14 protein-coding genes are annotated in these 16,355 nt (G+C 70.1%); 9 read left to right on the top strand and 5 right to left on the bottom strand.

Annotation, left to right across the window (positions count from 1 at the left end):
* Positions 1 to 59: 59 nt before the first annotated feature.
* Positions 60 to 1,301, bottom strand: a complete 1,242-nt coding sequence (locus ABT294_RS32510) for an RNA-guided endonuclease InsQ/TnpB family protein (protein WP_350810127.1) — start codon at positions 1,299 to 1,301, stop codon at positions 60 to 62.
* A gap of 508 nt (positions 1,302 to 1,809) precedes the next feature.
* On the opposite strand from ABT294_RS32510, the gene ABT294_RS32515 reads away from it, so the two are divergent.
* From ABT294_RS32515 to ABT294_RS32525, 3 genes are all read left to right on the top strand, one after another.
* Positions 1,810 to 3,345 carry a long-chain-fatty-acid--CoA ligase gene (locus ABT294_RS32515; RefSeq protein ID WP_350810128.1) on the top strand — a complete coding sequence of 512 codons (1,536 nt, stop codon included), beginning with the start codon at positions 1,810 to 1,812 and terminating at the stop codon, positions 3,343 to 3,345.
* A gap of 10 nt (positions 3,346 to 3,355) precedes the next feature.
* Positions 3,356 to 3,688, top strand: coding sequence for a YnfA family protein (locus tag ABT294_RS32520; protein ID WP_350810129.1), 333 nt, complete (start codon positions 3,356 to 3,358; stop codon positions 3,686 to 3,688).
* Positions 3,689 to 3,825: 137 nt separating this feature from the next.
* The gene (locus ABT294_RS32525) at positions 3,826 to 4,362 is read left to right on the top strand and encodes an AAA family ATPase (RefSeq protein WP_350810130.1); all 537 of its coding nucleotides are present in this window, start codon (positions 3,826 to 3,828) and stop codon (positions 4,360 to 4,362) included.
* Between the two features lie 20 nt (positions 4,363 to 4,382).
* Here ABT294_RS32525 and ABT294_RS32530 read toward each other — a convergent pair whose 3' ends face one another.
* Positions 4,383 to 4,829 (bottom strand): SgcJ/EcaC family oxidoreductase, encoded by a 447-nt coding sequence (locus tag ABT294_RS32530; RefSeq protein WP_350810131.1) that lies wholly within the window; start codon positions 4,827 to 4,829, stop codon positions 4,383 to 4,385.
* A gap of 94 nt (positions 4,830 to 4,923) precedes the next feature.
* On the opposite strand from ABT294_RS32530, the gene ABT294_RS32535 reads away from it, so the two are divergent.
* The 6 genes from ABT294_RS32535 to ABT294_RS32560 all read left to right on the top strand — a co-directional run bounded on the left by ABT294_RS32535 (position 4,924) and on the right by ABT294_RS32560 (position 12,490).
* Positions 4,924 to 5,370: a MarR family winged helix-turn-helix transcriptional regulator gene (locus ABT294_RS32535; protein WP_350810132.1), complete on the top strand. Its 447-nt coding sequence runs from the start codon at positions 4,924 to 4,926 to the stop codon at positions 5,368 to 5,370.
* A 235-nt stretch (positions 5,371 to 5,605) separates the two neighbouring features.
* Positions 5,606 to 6,820 (top strand): MFS transporter, encoded by a 1,215-nt coding sequence (locus ABT294_RS32540; RefSeq protein WP_350810133.1) that lies wholly within the window; start codon positions 5,606 to 5,608, stop codon positions 6,818 to 6,820.
* Between the two features lie 97 nt (positions 6,821 to 6,917).
* On the top strand, positions 6,918 to 9,779 hold the full coding sequence (locus tag ABT294_RS32545; protein ID WP_350810134.1) for a helix-turn-helix transcriptional regulator: 2,862 nt from the start codon (positions 6,918 to 6,920) through the stop codon (positions 9,777 to 9,779).
* Positions 9,780 to 9,886: 107 nt separating this feature from the next.
* Positions 9,887 to 10,531: a class I SAM-dependent DNA methyltransferase gene (locus ABT294_RS32550; protein WP_350810135.1), complete on the top strand. Its 645-nt coding sequence runs from the start codon at positions 9,887 to 9,889 to the stop codon at positions 10,529 to 10,531.
* 181 nt (positions 10,532 to 10,712) lie between these two features.
* Complete coding sequence (locus ABT294_RS32555) at positions 10,713 to 11,669, top strand: alpha/beta hydrolase (protein ID WP_350810136.1); 957 nt, start codon at positions 10,713 to 10,715, stop codon at positions 11,667 to 11,669.
* Positions 11,670 to 11,764: 95 nt separating this feature from the next.
* Positions 11,765 to 12,490 (top strand): alpha/beta fold hydrolase, encoded by a 726-nt coding sequence (locus tag ABT294_RS32560; RefSeq protein ID WP_350810137.1) that lies wholly within the window; start codon positions 11,765 to 11,767, stop codon positions 12,488 to 12,490.
* Positions 12,491 to 12,517: 27 nt separating this feature from the next.
* Here the strand turns inward: ABT294_RS32560 and ABT294_RS32565 are convergent, their stop codons facing one another.
* From ABT294_RS32565 to ABT294_RS32575, 3 genes are all read right to left on the bottom strand, one after another.
* Positions 12,518 to 13,378, bottom strand: coding sequence for a LysR family transcriptional regulator (locus ABT294_RS32565; RefSeq protein ID WP_350810138.1), 861 nt, complete (start codon positions 13,376 to 13,378; stop codon positions 12,518 to 12,520).
* Positions 13,379 to 13,638: 260 nt separating this feature from the next.
* Positions 13,639 to 14,898: a class I SAM-dependent methyltransferase gene (locus ABT294_RS32570; RefSeq protein ID WP_350810139.1), complete on the bottom strand. Its 1,260-nt coding sequence runs from the start codon at positions 14,896 to 14,898 to the stop codon at positions 13,639 to 13,641.
* A 4-nt stretch (positions 14,899 to 14,902) separates the two neighbouring features.
* On the bottom strand, positions 14,903 to 16,252 hold the full coding sequence (locus tag ABT294_RS32575) for an FAD-binding oxidoreductase (protein WP_350810140.1): 1,350 nt from the start codon (positions 16,250 to 16,252) through the stop codon (positions 14,903 to 14,905).
* Between the last annotated feature and the right edge of the window lie 103 nt (positions 16,253 to 16,355).

A 16,355-nucleotide genomic window follows, 5' to 3' on the forward strand; every position in this document is an offset into this window, starting at 1 on the left:
CTCCTCGGCGTGAACGCTGAGGACTGCCCCACGTCGCCGTGGGGTTCTTACTGCTTCCTCTACGCCGCTCGCGCGTCGCAGGTTTCGGGCGGTGCCGGGCTCGGAGTTGCCTTGCCCGGTCTTACCTGCCCTCCACAGTCGTTTATGCCGTGTCCAGCCAGCCCGGCGGCCACGGTCGTGCCGGTGATGCGCTGCCCTTCGAGGAGGATGTTGATCGCGGCGGCGAGGTCGCGGTCGTGATGCTCGCCGCAGGACGGGCAGTCCCACGCGCGCACCTCCAGAGCCAGTTTGCCGTTCTTCCATCCGCAGCAAGGGCACAGCCGGGAGGAGGGAAACCAGCGCTCGACCTTGGTCAGGGTGCGGCCGCGGCGGGCGGCCTTGCCAGCCAGCAGAGCCGCGAACGCGCCCCAGCTGGCATCGTTGACCGATTTGGCCAGCCGTCCTCTGGCCAGGCCCCGCACCGCCAAGTCCTCGATGTGCACCGCTTGGTTCTCACGGATGATCGAGGTTGTGGTCTGGTGCAGGAAGTCCCGGCGGGCGTCGGCGACCTTGGCATGCTGACGGGCAACCATCACCCGGGCCTTGTCGCGGTTGGCCGATTCCTTCCGCTTGCGTGACAGCGACCGCTGCAGCCTGGCGAGTTTCTTCTCCCGGCGGCGCAGCCACTTCGGGTTCGCGATCTTCTCTCCGGTCGAAAGGATCGCGTAATAGGCGAGCCCCAGATCGATCCCGACCTCCGCGTAACACCCCGGCAGCACCTGGCCATCGTCGGGTACCTCGATGACGAAGGAGGCGAAATAGCGTCCGGCAGCGTCCTTGACGACCGTAACCGACGACGGAGCGACGGGCAGCTCGCGTGACCAGCGGACCTCCACCTCGCCGATCTTCGCCAGATACAGGCTGCCGGCACCGGTCAGACGGAAGGCGTTGGAGGTGAACCGGGCAGACTGGCGATGGTCATGACGGGACTTGAAAACCGGCAGCCCCATCTTTCGGCCCCTACGCCGTCCGGACACTGAATCGAAGAAGTTCTTGTAGGCGGTGTTCAGATCACGGACCGACTGCTGGAGCACCACCGAGGAGACCTCGCCAAGCCACGCCCGCTCAGGCGTGCGTTTGGCCTGGGTGAGGACCAGACGCTGGATGGCGGCATCCCCGATGAACGGCAACCCGGCCTTGCGGGCGGCTTTGCGGGCACCCAGAGCGTCGTTCCACACCACCCGGGCACAGCCGAACGTCTTGGCCAGCATCTGCTGCTGGGCGATGTCAGGGTAGAGCCGGTAGTTGTAGCGCAGCTTCACCCCGCACACCTCCTCGCCCCAGCGACGCTGTACGACGATCCGAACGGATTACCATTCGGTTACCTCATGGATACCCTCCGCAACTCGAACACATTATCACCGGGACCATTACGTCCGGTGCCGAATGCCGACCCCGGCAGGCTCACGGATTCCGCACCGCACGTCCATCCGGCCGTCGCGACCAAGCACCAGCGCGCTGCGTTAGACGACACGATGCCGCGCCATTGCTCATCAGTCAGCCGGGCCATCATGCCCGGCCACTTCTGGTCACCACCTCCTGTGGCGGCACCCCATGTCGACCGTCAAGCAGTACATCAACCAACAACGCCGCCCCGCCCGCACCCCTGAGTCCGCGCTGCACACTTCCGGGGCATCGCCCGACGACGGACAACCCCCGTACTTAGGGGCGGGAAATGAATGCGGCTTTCAGTTCTTCCGCACCACCTACCGGTCGGTATCACCTTTTGCGAAGATGGCGCGCAAGCCGTTCAGAAGAGGAAGGCGTCCCATGCTCAACCTGTCGATCGTCCTGGAAGACAGCGCCAGGGCCACCCCCGACGGCACGGCCATCGTCTTCGGCGACATGCGCCTGCCCTACTCCTTGATCGACACTGTGGCGTCCCAGGTGGCGAACCTCCTGGTGACGCGCGGCATCGGCAAGGGTGACAAGGTCGCGCTCGCCTGCCCGAACCTGCCGTACTTCCCGTTCGTCTACTTCGGCGTCCTCAAGGCCGGGGCCACGGTGGTGCCGCTGAACGTGCTGCTGCAGTCCAGGGAGATCGCCTACCACCTCGACGACAGCGACGCCAAGGCGCTGTTCTGCTTCGAGGGCACGCCCGAACTGCCGCTGGGCGAGCGCGGCAGGGCGGCGTTCGAGGCGTCCGAGGGGTGCGAGCACTTCTTCGTGCTGCCCGCCACGCCGCTCGCGACCGAGTCGGAGTACGGCGAGTCGTTCTGGGCCGCGCTGGACGGCATGCCCGGCGAGTTCGAGACCGTGCAGACCGCGCCCGACGACACCGCGGTGATCCTCTACACCTCCGGCACCACCGGGCAGCCCAAGGGCGCCGAGCTGAGCCACCAGAACATGCTGATGAACGCCGTCGTCTGCGACGAGATGTTCCCCAGCGCCGCCGGCGGCGACGTGATGCTGGCCGTGCTGCCGCTGTTCCACTCCTTCGGCCAGACGGTCGTCATGAACACCGGCTTCCGCCGCCGGGCCGCCGTGGTGCTGATGCCGCGCTTCGAGCCGGGCGAGGCGCTGGCGCTCATGGTCAAGGAGGGCGTCACGTTCTTCGCCGGGGTCCCGACCATGTACTGGGCGATGCTGACGAAGATCCATGCGGAGGGCGCGACGACGCCCACGACGCTGAACGTCGCGGTGGCGGGAGGCGCGTCCTCGCCGGTCGAGGTACTGCGGGACTTCGAGCAGACCTTCGGCATCGGCATCCTGGAGGGGTACGGGCTGTCGGAGACGTCGCCGGTGGCCTGCTTCAACCAGCTCGGACGCCCCACCAAGCCCGGCACCATCGGCACCCCCATCTGGGGGGTGGAGATGAAGCTGATCGACAGCGACTGGAAGACGATCGACGGCGAGGGGCCCGGCGAGGTCGCCGTCCGCGGGCACAACATCATGAAGGGGTACTACGGCCGTCCCGAGGCGACGGACGAGGTGATGCGCGACGGCTGGTTCCGCACCGGTGACCTCGCCACCCGCGACGCCGACGGCTACTACGCGATCGTCGACCGCACCAAGGACATGATCATCCGGGGCGGGTTCAACGTGTACCCGCGCGAGCTGGAAGAGGTCCTGATGACGCATGAGGCCGTCTCGCTGGCGGCGGTGGTGGGGGTCTCGCACGAGTCGCACGGCGAGGAGATCAAGGCGTACGTCATCCGCACGCCCGGCAGCGCAATCACCGAGGACGAGCTGATCGCCTGGGCCCGCGAGAACATGGCGGCCTACAAGTACCCGCGCATCGTCGAGTTCCGGGACGCCCTGCCCATGACCGCCACCGGCAAGATCCTCAAGCGCGAGCTCCGCTAGGGTCGCGTCCATGACGCTCGCCCGGTCCCTGCTGCTGTTCGTGCTCGCCGCCGTCGCCGAGATCGGCGGGGCCTGGCTGGTGTGGCAGGGCGTCCGGGAGAGCCGCGGCGTGCTGTGGGTGCTGGGTGGCGTCCTCGCGCTCGGCGCCTACGGCTTCGTCGCCACGTTCCAGCCTGACGCGCACTTCGGGCGGGTGCTGGCCGCGTACGGCGGCATCTTCGTCGCGGGTTCCCTGCTCTGGGGCGTCGTCATGGACGGTTTCCGCCCGGACCGCTGGGATCTGCTGGGGGTCGCCGTCTGCCTGCTCGGCGTCGCCGTCATCATGTACGCCCCGCGCGGCTGATCGCCGGTATCCTGGCCCTGTTCGGACGTCCCGATCGCCAGGCCGCCCTGTTCCCGCGGCGCGCAGGCCGTCCCCTTCTCCGCCTCCTCTGACGCGAGCGGATCATCCACGCCCACCTAGCGGAAGCAGGCAGCCGCATGCCCGAAAGTTCTTTCACCGTCATCACCGGAGGGCCGGGCTCCGGGAAGAGCACCCTGATCCGGCACCTGGCCGGCCGGGGCTTCGCGACCAAGCCGGAGGCGGGCCGCGCCGTCATCCAGGACCAGGTGGCGATCTCGGGGCCCGCGCTGCCCTGGTCCGACCCTGGACTGTTCGCCGAGCTGATGCTCGCCTGGGACCTGCGCTCCTACCGGGAGGCGTCGAGGGACGAGCCGGTGCTGTTCGACCGCGGGCTCGTCGACACGGTCGGCTACCTCGTGCTGCTCGGACGTCCGGTGCCGCGGCACCTCGACGCGGCGGCCAGGACGTTCCGCTACCACCCGCGCGTGTTCGCCGCCCCGCCGTGGCCGGAGATCTATGAGCAGGACTCCGAGCGCAGGCAGTCGCTCGACGAGGCGGAGCGGACCTACGAGGCGTGCGTGGCGGCGTACGCCGGCTACGGGTACGAGGTGGTGACGCTGCCGCGGGCGCCGGTCGAGCAGCGTGCCCGGTTCGTCCTCGACCGGCTCGCCTGAGCCACCCCGGCCGACGGCCGTCACGCGTGGCGAGGGGCGCTGGCAGGGACGAACCTGAAGGAGATGGCCTCCATCAGCGACCTGCGCCGGGTGTTGTGGAAGGCGGCGATGCGCCACCGCCCGTCGGCCTCGCGGACCAGCGTGTACGTCTGCACCTTGGGCAGCTTGCCCGGACGCTTCTTGGCCACCTCTCCCCTGCCGGTGACGACCGCGGCGTCGGAGCCGTAGAAGCGGAGCTCGGCGATCTCGTTGAACATCGTCGTCCCCTTCAGGAAGGAGTCGAACAACGCCTGGTGCCCGGCGGCGATGTCCTCGCGTCCCCGGTAGACGGTGCCGACGAACGACGTGTAGCTGGCGTCGGCGGTGAAGCAGGCTCCGTAGGCGGCGCCGTCGCCCCGGTTCCAGGCGTCCTCCATCGCGCCGAACAGTTCGCGGACGGCCTGCTCGGCGGTGTGCGTGGTGTTCATGGCTACCCCTTCTGATACCTTGCTCGATGCAGTGTCTGCATCAAGTATTTATCTGCTTTCTTGCAGATATTAGATTAGAGAAGAGGAATCGACCGTGTCAACGGACCCGAGCGAGATCTTCCGCCGCTACCTGAGCGCGATGGTGCTCAACAGCCTGGCCAGCGCCGAGGCGGCCGGGCTGAACGCCACCGACTACTACGCGCTCAACCTGCTCGACCTCGCGGGGCCGCTCACGTCCGGCGAGCTGAGCACGCAGACCGGCCTCACCACCGGCGCCACCACCCGCCTGATCGACCGCCTGGAGAAGGGCGGCCACGTCCGGCGGGTGCCCGACCCGGCCGACCGCCGCAAGGTCATCGTCGAGACGGCCGGGCAGCCCGAGGATCTCGACGAGGTCCTGTCGGGAACCAGGCGCAGGATCGGCGAGCTGCTCCGCAGCTACTCGCAGGAGGAGGTCGCCACGCTCTTCGACTACTTCGGGCGGGCCGCCACGGCCTACCAGGAAGCCACGGACGAACTCATCAGATCCAGAACGCCGTGACCTTCACCGCCGGGTATAACCGCTTCCCTGGGAGCGGACGCTGAGCGCGCGTCCTCGATCGGCCAAGGCTGTGGCGGCTCTCGGGCTTATCTCCAACAGAGATGACACTCATCGACGATTATCGCGTCGGCAGAGGAAGCATGTGCGCACGTCCGCCGTTGGAAGGCGACATGAGGGAGCGAAGCCCCCTCGATGACCGGAACCGCACTAGACGCTCCATCTCTGAGAGGCACCCGTGGCTCTTTCCGTTCAATCCCAGACCGCCCGACGGACCGCGTCGCCGGCCGCCGGGCCATCAGGGTGGCTCGTCGCGCTGCTGGCCGTCGCCTGCGGAATGACTGTCGCCAACCTGTACTACGCGCAGCCTCTGCTGTCCTCGCTGGGCGCGTTCTTCGGGATCAGCGAGGTCGCCGCCGGCGGGCTCATCACCGCGACGCAGGTCGGCTATGTGGCGGGCATGCTGCTGCTCGTCCCGTTGGGTGATCGCATCGAGAAGCGCCGGCTGGTCGTGATCCTGCTGTCCGTCACAACAGTGGCGCTGGTGGTGGCGGGGACGGCCGCCACCTTCCCGGTCCTCCTGGCTGCCCTGCTGGTCGCCGGAGGGACCTCGGTCGTCGCCCAGATCCTCGTCCCGTTCGCGGCCGGTCTCGCCCCCGACCACGCCCGCGGGCGCGTGGTCGGCCGGGTGATGAGCGGCCTGCTCACCGGCATCCTGCTGTCGCGCACCCTGAGCAGCCTGGTCTCCCAGGCCGCCGGGTGGCGGGTCGTCTTTCTGGGCTCGGCCGTCCTGATGGCCGTGCTGACAGTGGCGCTGCGCGCGGCCCTGCCCCGCCACGCCCCCAACACGAACGTGTCGTACGGCCGGCTGCTGCGCTCCACCGCGCAGCTGGTACGCACCCACCCGGCGCTGATGCGGCGCGGCCTGTACCAGGCGGTGATGTTCGCCGTGTTCAGCGCGTTCTGGACCACGGTGTCGTTCGTGCTCACCGGCCCCGCCTTCCACTACTCCGGCTTCGGGGTGGGCATGTTCGCCCTGGTGGGGGCGGCCGGAGCGGCGGTGGCGCCGTTCGCGGGGCACTGGGCCGACCGCGGGCTGGTACGCCCGATGACCGCCGTGGCGTTCGTCACGGCCGCGCTGGCGTTCGCGCTCGCCGGGTTCGGCCGGCACGACGTCGTCCTGCTGGCCGTCGCCGCCGTCCTGCTCGACATGGCGGTGCAGACCACCCTCATCCTCGGCCAGCACACCATCTACCAGCTGGACGCGGGTGCGCGGGCACGGCTCAACAGCGTCTACATCGCCACGTTCTTCGCCGGAGGCGCCATCGGCTCCCAGGTCGGCTCGATCCTCTACCACGCCTACGGCTGGACCGGCGTGACCGTCCTGGGCGTCGCGCTCCCCGTCCTCGCCCTGCTCTCTTGGACGACCGAACGCTCCACGGAAACGCCCTAAACTGTCAGCGACCTGCGCAATTGGGGTTATCTGCCTGGATGAATCGGCCGGTCGCGGACGCGTGGACACCGAGCACGTGGACGCAGAGGAGCACATCATGGACGACCCGATCGGCGGCGCCGTCGCCGACCGCGGTTCCTCCTGGCCGGAGGTGCGCATCAACCGCACAGGCGAGAGACGGGGAACCGCACGGTGGCCCGGCCCCAACACGACGCTGGTGGGACGGCGGACCGAGCTCACCCAGATCCTGGACGCGATCGACGCGGGCCGCACCGAATCGCGGACGATGCTGCTGCTCGGGGAGGCCGGCACCGGGAAGACGGCGCTGCTGACGGCGGCGGCCGACCACGCGGAGAAGGTCGGCAGCCTCGTGGTGGCCGCGCAGGGCTGCGAGGCCGAGAGGGAACAGTCGTTCGCCGCCCTGCACCAGCTGCTCCTGCCGGTGCTGCCCGAGGCCGGCGAGCTGCCCGGACACCAGCGGGAAGCGCTCGAAACGGCGTTCGGGATCGTCGCCGCCACCCGGCAGCACGACCCGATGCTACTGCGCGTCGGCGTGCTGAACCTCCTGGCTCGCGTCTCCCGGCACCGGCCGGTCCTGCTGATCGTCGATGACGTCCAGCACTTCGACCGCGACTCCCGCGACGTCCTCGGCTTCGTGATGCGCCGCTTGACTGTCGAGGCCGTGACGATGCTGGTCGCGGCGCGGGGGCACACGCCGCCGGACGGCCTCGTCCCGAACCTGCCCGTGCTGTCTCTGGCGCCGCTGAGCCGTCAGGCGGCCGCACGCCTGCTGGACGCCCAGCCGGAGGCGCCCACCGGCCGGGCCCGGATCGACCTGCTGGAGCAGGCCGCCGGCAATCCCCTGGCCATCATCGAACTGTCCCGTGCCGTACGAGCGGGCCGGGCGCTGCCCGGCGGCGGGCTGCCGCAGACGCTGCGCATCCGGGAGATGTTCGCCGCCCAGCTGCGCGCCCTGCCGGCCGTCACCCAGCGACTGATCCTCTACGCGGCCGCCTCCTCGGACCACGAGGACCTGGAGACCATCATGGCCGCGGCGCAAGCCGGGTCGGACCTCGGGCTGTGGGCGCCCGCGGAGGACGCCGGTCTCATCACCATCGCGGGCGGCCGGGTCGGTTTCCGGCATCCGCTCGTCCGCGCGGGCTCCTATCACGGAGCGCCGGCGCACCTGCGGCAGCGGGTGCACACCGACCTCGCGGCCGTACTCGCCGACGATCCGGCGCGCCGGGCGTGGCATCTGGCCGCCGCGTGCTTCGGACAGGACGAGTCCGTCGCGGCGGCGCTGGAGGACACCGCGGAACTCGCCGAGCGACGCGGCGGCTTCTTCGCGGCGGCCCGGGCGCTGGAACGGTCGGCGGAGTGCAGCCCCGCGCCCGCCGACCGGGCGCGCCGGTACGCCAAGGCGTTGAGAGCCGCCCAGAACGCCGGCGACCCTTCGTGGGTACGCGAGCTGTACGACCAGGTCACCGCGCTGACCGAGGACCGCGACCTGCTGGGCGTCGCGGCCTGCGGCGCAGGCATCGCCCTGTCGCTGTTCGGCCACCAGCGGCAGGGGTTCCAGGTGCTGATGAGCGCGCTGGAGCCGGAGCCGCCCAGCGACGGTCTGACGACGCTCGCTCTGGCCGCCGTGCTCCAGGCGGCCGCGTTCCAGTCGGGTCTGCCCGAGGTGAGGCGTCCGATCGCTCCCCTTCTCGACCGGATCGAGGCCGGCAGCCGCGTCACGCCCTACGCCGAGCTGACGACGACCGACGCCTTCGACGCGGTACGGGCCGCGACCCTGGCGGGGGCCGACCCGGCCGGGGCCCCCGGGCTGCTGCGGCGGATCCGCCGGCGGCCGAGCGTGCCGGAGCCGGCGACCAGCGTCCCGGAGATGACCCGCTTGCACGCGTTCGGCGCGGTCGCCTGGTACGCCGACGAGTCCGAGCTGAGTGTGGAGTCCTTCCGGCAGGCGTTCGCCATGCTCGCCGCGTACGGCTCCATAGGCTCTGCCGCACCCTCGCTCGCGGCGATGTGCTCGGCGCTGATCGACACCGGACGGTGGGCGGAGGCCGACGAGCATCTGGAGGAGAGCGCGACGCTGGCGGCCGTCCACAAGCTGAGGCATCTCGAGATCGACGTCGAGGCGCTGCGGATGACCCTGCGAGCCCTGCGCGGGCAGCCCGCCGGCATGCCGGCCGACCCCGCCTGGACGGCCGTCAGCCTGGAGGAGAACCGCGCCACCCACGCCCGCCTGCTACGCGCCGCCGGCACCGGCGCCGCGGCGGCCGGCGACTTCGACGGCGCGTTCCGCCACTTCCGGCTGCTGTTCGGCGAGGACGGCGCTCCCCTGCACTATTTCCTGTCGCCCCGGTCGATCGCCGACCTCGCCGCGGCCGCCCAACGGACGGGACGGCAGGAGGAGACGGCGCGCATCGTCGCGGCGGTGCGCGCCGCGACAGGTCCGCGGCCGACGACCCGGATGACGCTGCTGCTGCACCACGCCGCCGCGCTGACCGGCGACCCGAAGGAGGCCGAGCACCACTTCCGGCTCGCCACGGTGAACCCGGCGGGCGACCAGTGGCCGCCGGCCCGGGCGCAGGCCCGGCTCCACTACGCGCAGTGGCTGCGCAGACGGCGACGCCCCCGGGACGCCCGCCCGCTCCTGGCCGCGGCGCTGGAGTCGTTCACCCGGCTCGGCGCGGACGGCCTCGCCGACGAGACGCGAGCGGAGCTGCGGGCGAGCGGCGTCGCCGCCTCGCCCGTCGGCGTCGATCCGCTGTCGGAGCTGACCGCCCAGCAACAGCAGATCGTCCGGCTGGCGGCGCGAGGCCTGCGCAACCGGGAGATCGCCGAGCAGCTCATGCTGTCCCCGCGCACGGTCGGCTCGCACCTGTACAACGTGTATCCGAAGCTGGGCGTGAGCAGCCGCCACCAGCTCCGCGACCTCTTCGACGACCTGTGACCGCCACCAGTGCTGGGCCGTCGTCCGGCACGGCGGCCTCTTCGTCAAAGACCGCCCGGCGCTGACGAGTGCACGAGATCCTGATCACTGGACTACCGTGTCGGGTCATGAACGTAGACGGCTGGTTGGCAGACACCCGGACCTCCTACGACACGGTCGCGGTCAGCTACGCCGACCACGTACGCGACGCTCTGGCCGGAGAACCGTACCTGCGGGCGGCTCTGACGTTGTTCGCCGACCTGGTTCACGCCGCCGGCGGCGGGCCGGTGGCGGACGTGGGCTGCGGACCGGGGCACGTCACCGCCTACCTGCATGAGCTGGGTGTCGACGCCTTCGGTATCGACCTTTCCCCCGCGATGATCGACGTTGCCCGGCGTGACCACCCCGGCCTGCGCTTCGAGGTGGGCTCGATGACGGACCTGGACCTTGCCGACGGCTCGGTGGCCGGCCTGCTCGCTTTCTGGTCGTTGATTCACGTCCCCGACGAGGCGGTCCGCACGGTTTTCGAGCACTTCCGGCGGGTGTTGCGTCCCGGCGGACCGCTGCTCGTCGGCTTTCACGTCGGCGACGAGTCGCGGCTGAAGACGCACGGCTACGGCGGCCACCCGATGAAGGTGCATGTTCACCGCCGCCGGCCCGACCACGTGGCCGGCCGGCTGCGCGAGGCCGGATTCGCGGTCGAGGCCCAGATGCTGCTCGGCCTCGACGAGAGCGTTCCGGGGGCGGTCCTCTTCGCGCGCCGCCAGTCCTAGCTCCGCCCTGTCCCGCTGACTCTGACGAAGCCGACGAGCGGTCAACCGGAACCGCGCCAGGGTTGACTGCCTCAAACCGGGCAGTCAACTTACTGATGCATCCGGAATGTCGGGTTGCCATGCTGAGCGGCGTAAGCCGCCCACCGGCGGCACGCATGCGCATGGAAAGAGATCAGTCAGCATGTCCGATATCAAGCCCGTCCTCGAACAGGCCGCACAGGCGTTCGTCGAGGCGACCATGAACCCGCCGTTCCTGTACGACCTCGGCCCGGCCGAGGGACGCAAGGCCGTGGACGCCGTCCAGAGCGGCGACGTCCCCGTGCCGGACGCCGACATCGAGGACCTCACCATCCCCGGCGGACCGTCGGGCAAGGTCTCGATCCGGATCTTCCGCCCGGTCGGCGCTCAGGGCACCCTGCCCGTGGTCCTGTACATCCACGGCGCCGGCTGGGTGTTCGGCAACGCCCACACCCATGACCGGCTCGTCCGCGAGCTCACCGTACGCGCCCAGGCCGCGACGGTCTTCGTCGACTACAGCCTCTCCCCCGAAGCGAAGTACCCCACCGCGATCGAGGAGATCTACGCCGCGCTGCAGTGGATCTCCGAGCACGGGGCCGAGCACGACCTCGACCCGGCCCGCATCGCGGTGGCCGGCGACTCCGTCGGCGGCAACATGACCGCGGCCACCACTCTCCTGGCCAAGGAGCGCAAGGGCCCCAAGCTGGCCGCGCAGTTGCTGTTCTACCCGGTCACCGACGCGAACTTCGACACCGGCTCCTACGAGCAGTTCGCCACCGGCTACTTCCTCAGCCGGGACGGGATGAAGTGGTTCTGGGACCAGTACACCACCGATCCGGCCGAGCGCGCGCAGATCACCGCCTCGCCGCTGCGGGCGAGCCTGGAGGAGCTGGCCGGGCTGCCGCCGGCGCTGGTCATCGTCGCCGAGGCGGACGTCCTGCGCGACGAGGGCGAGGCGTACGCCGCCAAGCTGCGTGCCGCCGGTGTGCCCGTCACCGCCGTCCGCTATTCGGGGATCATCCACGACTTCGTCATGGTCAACGCGATGCGCGACACCTACGCCGCCAAGGCCGCGACGCAGCAGGGCGGCGCGTTCCTCCGCGACGCACTGCACTCCTGAGCCAGCCGTCGGCCGCCCACCCGTCGCGCAGACCACCGCACGCCGCGCGTTTCGACAGCCCGCGCGCCGCAAACCCATGACAAGGAATTGAGCCAATGACAGCGAACCCCACTCCCACGGTCGTTCTCGTGCATGGCGCGTTCGCCGACGCCGCCAGTTGGTCCGGTGTCATCGCCGACCTTCAGGACCACGGCATTCCCGTGGTGGCGCCGCCCAACCCGCTGCGCGGCCTGACCTCCGACGCCGCGTACATCGCCTCCGTGGCCGCCCAGATCGACGGCCCCGTCGTGCTGGTCGGCCACTCCTACGGCGGTGCGATCATCACCGTGGCCGGCGCGGCCGACAACGTCGTCGGCCTCGTCTACGTCGCCGCGTACGTGCTCGAAGCCGGGGAGAGCCTCGGCGAGCTGCAGGGACGCTTCCCGGAGTCGCCCCTCGGGGCCAACCTGCGGCAGGCGACCTACCCGGTCGAGGGCGGCGACCCCGCGGTCGAGGTCACGATCGCCCCCGAGGCGTTCCCGGAGGTCTTCGCCGCGGACGTCCCCACCGAGGTCACCAAGGTCCTCGCGGTGGCGCAGCGGCCGCTCGCCGCCGGGGCGTTCACCGAGGCCGCGAGCACGGCGGCCTGGAAGAGCAAGCCCTCCTGGGCGCTCGTCGCCGCCGCCGACCAGGCGATCAACCCCGAGGTCGAGCGGTTCGGCGCCAAGCGGGCGGGGGCGACCATCGTCGAGGTCGAAGGCGCCTCGCACGCCGTCGCGGTGTCCCGTCCGAAGGACGTGGCCGCGCTGATCCGCGAGGCGGTCCGGGCCACCTCGGTCTGACGTACCGCCCGGCGGCACGCGTCCGGGTCAGGTGATGTGCCGCAGCAGCGCCGCGACCGCCGGCGGCGCCTCCCCCCGGGGCCGGACGACCATGACCTTCCACCGCGGCGCGTGCCGGGCGAAGCGGTGGGTGGTCAGGTCCGGGAACCTCGCGGCGATCGACTCCGGCATGATGCAGACACCCAGGTCGTGGCGGACGAGCTCGGACGCCGCCACGATGTCGTTCACCTCGAACGTGGTGGTGCGCTCGACCAGAGCCGCGCGAAACGCCTGGTCGACCGAGTGCCGGATCGCCCACCCGGGCGAGAAGTCCACCAGGGGCAGGCGGGCCGCGTCGGCCAGCGTCACCGGCCCGCTCTCGGGGAGTTCACGCTCGGCCGCGGTCACCAGCACCATCTCCTCCCGGGACAGCAACCGGGTCACCAGGCCCCGCTGCTGCTGGCGGTCGAGCGCGACCACGGCCAGGTCCACGGTTCCGTCGCGCAGCGCCTGCCGGATGTCGACGACCGCCGCCTGCCGCAGGCGGACCACGACGCCGGGGTGCTCCTTCCGCAGCCCCGCCAGCGCGCGGTGCAGGCCGGCCCAGACGCCCTGCATCGTGCCGACCGTGACCCGCCCGCGCAGCTCTCCCCGCACCCCGTCGACCGCGGCCCGCGCCTGCTCGGCCGCCCGAAGCGCCGCACGCGCAGCGGGCACGAACGCCTCACCGGCCGGGGTCAGGGACACTCGGTGGGTGGTTCGGTCGAACAGCGGGGCCCCCAGGTCGCGCTCCAGCGCGCGCACCGTGCTGGAGACGGCCGACTGGACCACATGCAGACGCTGCGCGGCCGCCGTGAACCCGCCCTCTTCGGCGACCGCGACGGCCACCTCCATCTGCCGCAGATCCACACCACCCTCCCTCAGCCGACGGGGCGGCCATCTCTCCAAGAGATGACACACTCCACCCATTATCGCCGACCAGGGCGATCAGCCCAGCGGTCCGATCGCGCTTACCCCTGGCTCATGCCCGGGAAGCGTGAGGGGCTGGGAGGGCTCTCGTCAAACGGAGCCCCTGAAAGACCGGAAGACGCGAAGCGCCCCCCGGCGAGGACCTCGCTGGGGGGCGCGCAAAGCCCTCGGCGAGGACCTCGCCGGGGGCGCGGTCGCGGTCAGGGCCAGTCGCGGGACGGGCGCAGGGAGACGCCGGAGCGGCCGTCCTCGTCCAGCTTGACGCCGAGGACCTGGTGCAGCTGAACCTTGTTGCGTTCGAAGCCGACGATGCAGCCCGCCATGTACAGCGCCCAGACGCGGGCGGTGCCCATGCCGACCTCCTGTACCGCGTCCTCCCAGTTGGCGTCGAGGTTGTCGCACCAGTATCTGAGGGTCTTGGCGTAGTGCTCCCTGAGGTTCTCCTGGTGCCTGATCTCGAAGCCGAGGTCCTCCATCTCCCGGATCAGCCAGCCGACGGACTCGAGCTCGCCGTCGGGGAAGACGTACCGGTTGATGAACCCGCCCTTGTTGAACGTCTTCTCGGTGCCGGTCGGCCTGGTGATGCAGTGGTTCAGGATGCGTCCGCCGGGCTTGAGCTTGCCGTACAGGAAGGAGAAGTACGACGGGACGTTGTCCTTGCCGATGTGCTCGGTGAGCCCGATGGAGCTGACGGCGTCGAAGTCCGTCTCCTTGACGTCGCGGTAGTCCATGAACCGGACCTCGGCGAGGTCCTGGAGCCCGGCGTCGATGATGGCCTGCTGCGCCCACTCGGCCTGCTGCTTGCTCAGCGTCACGCCGAGGGCCTTGACGCCGTAGTGCTTGGCGGCGTGCATGACCATGCCGCCCCAGCCGCAGCCGACATCGAGCAGCCGCATCCCGGGCTTGAGGTCGAGCTTGCGGGCCACCAGGTCGAACTTGGTGTACTGCGCCTCTTCCAGCGAGGACGTCTCCTCGGGGAAGGTGGCGCAGGTGTAGGCCATGGACGGTCCGAGCACCCACTCGTAGAAGCGGTTGGACACGTCGTAGTGGTGGTGGATGGCCTCCGCGTCGCGCTGCTTGGCGTGACGGGAGCCGAGCCTGGCCAGCGCGCTCTGGCGCATCTCCTGCGGAGGCGGCGGGACGCGCATGAGCAGCGGTTTGAGCCCGAGCGAGCGTACCGCGGCGACCTTCTCCGAGGTGGAGAGGTCGTTCATGGTGATGTTCCACATCCGGTCGAGCAGGGCGTACATGTCGCCGTGCACGTCGATGTGGCCGGAGATGTACGCCCGGGCCAGGCCCAGCTCGCCGGGCGCCTGCGCCAGATAGGCGACCGCGATGGGCGATTTCACCTCGATCGCGAGGTCCGCCCCGTCGGGCCCCGCCTTGCTGCCGTCGTAGGCCATGAACGCGATGTTGGCGTCAGAGCCGACGATCTTCTCAAAGATGGTTGCGAGTGCCACCTGTTCACCTTCCCCGCACACACTTGTCGTACAGGTCAAGCAGGCGTCCGTTCGGGTCGTATTCCCGCTTGACGAGCCAGTAGGCGTCACCGTTGTACAGCTGCCAGAACTGCTCACGGGCGTAGAAGGACGTCGAGTAGAGCGACTTGTGCCCGTCGAGGTCGTGGACGGAGTTCTCGATCAGCCGGTTGTAGTAGCCGTCGAACTGGCCGCGCGGCAGCGGGACCATCCCCCAGAAGCCGAAGTTGACGTACAGCCTGCCCGGCTCCAGCGGGTACAGCGGCCAGCTGGACGAGGAGCGCAGCGGGCACATCCACACCGGCGTCATGCCGACCTTGCGGTGGAAGAACTCCAGGAACTCGGCGCCGCGCTCGACCGGGGTCTCGACGTCCTGGATGACCGACTCCTGCACCGGCTGGCCGCGCCACCTGTCGACCCTGGCGGTCAGGCCGTACTGCCGGTCGAGGGCGACCAGCTTGCGGTAGACGTCGGAGCGCATCCAGCGGCGCGGCATCAGCGAGCGCACCACGGGCTGCTGCACGCCGAAGGCGCGCGAGCACCAGAACCAGTCGGTGTCCCAGCGCCACAGGTAGTCGCGGATGGTCAGCCAGTCGCGGTTGCGCTGCTGGATCGACCGGTAGTAGATCCGCATGCCGGTGTAGTCGGAGACGTACGGGGCGCGGTCGGCGAAGCGGCCGACCGTGATGTACATCTCCTGCGGGTCGAAGAACACCCCGTCGACGAAGTCGACCGGCTCGCCGTCGTGCTCCATGCTGTCGCAGATCTCCTGCATGGCCAGCATGCACTTGTCGGCGTCGGTGAACCTGACGTGCGTGAGCCGGACGTACGGCTGGACTTTGCGGAGTTTGATCCTGATGCGCAGCGCGTAGCCGAGCGTGCCGTACGAGTTGGGGAACGCCCTGAACAGGTCGCGGTGCTCGTTGTCGTCGCGGGCCACGATGACGCGGCCGTCGCCGGTGATGATCTCCAGTTCCTCGACCGACTCGTGCGGCAGGCCGTCCCTGAAGCTGGTGGACTCGATGCCGAGCCCCGTGACGGCGCCCCCGAGCGTGATGGTCTTCAGCTGGGGCACCACGTACGGCATGAGCCCGTGCGGCAGCGTGGCGTCGACCAGCCGCTCGTAGGTCGTCATGCCCTGGACCTCGGCCGTCATCGTCACCGGGTCGACGCTGATGACCTCGTCGAGGTCCCTGGCGGACAGCTTGGCCGTCTTGCCGGCGTCGCGGAACCTGAAGAGGTTGGACGTCGCCTTGGCGAGCCGGGGCGCGGCGTCGCCGGGAATCTCGGCGTACGACTGCCGGATCTGCTCTACTGCCCGTCGGTGTGTCGACATCGATGTCGTCACCTAAGCACCCCCTTGAGCTGGTAGAGATCGTCGCGTTAGACGGTATCCCCCGGCGATGAAGTCGACCAGACCGGGGTCGTTAAAGACACGA

This window comes from Nonomuraea sp. NPDC000554 (assembly GCF_040300065.1).
Classification (GTDB): Bacteria; Actinomycetota; Actinomycetes; order Streptosporangiales; family Streptosporangiaceae; genus Nonomuraea.

Bases quoted from the DNA above. Each gene is read 5' to 3' on its own strand.
- ABT294_RS32515 (WP_350810128.1), top strand. From the start codon at position 1,810: ATGCTCAACCTGTCGATCGTCCTGGAAGACAGCGCCAGGGCCACCCCC.
- ABT294_RS32520 (WP_350810129.1), top strand. From the start codon at position 3,356: ATGACGCTCGCCCGGTCCCTGCTGCTGTTCGTGCTCGCCGCCGTCGCC.
- ABT294_RS32525 (WP_350810130.1), top strand. From the start codon at position 3,826: ATGCCCGAAAGTTCTTTCACCGTCATCACCGGAGGGCCGGGCTCCGGG.
- ABT294_RS32530 (WP_350810131.1), bottom strand. From the start codon at position 4,829: ATGAACACCACGCACACCGCCGAGCAGGCCGTCCGCGAACTGTTCGGC.
- ABT294_RS32545 (WP_350810134.1), top strand. From the start codon at position 6,918: ATGGACGACCCGATCGGCGGCGCCGTCGCCGACCGCGGTTCCTCCTGG.
- ABT294_RS32550 (WP_350810135.1), top strand. From the start codon at position 9,887: ATGAACGTAGACGGCTGGTTGGCAGACACCCGGACCTCCTACGACACG.
- ABT294_RS32555 (WP_350810136.1), top strand. From the start codon at position 10,713: ATGTCCGATATCAAGCCCGTCCTCGAACAGGCCGCACAGGCGTTCGTC.
- ABT294_RS32560 (WP_350810137.1), top strand. From the start codon at position 11,765: ATGACAGCGAACCCCACTCCCACGGTCGTTCTCGTGCATGGCGCGTTC.
- ABT294_RS32575 (WP_350810140.1), bottom strand. From the start codon at position 16,252: ATGTCGACACACCGACGGGCAGTAGAGCAGATCCGGCAGTCGTACGCC.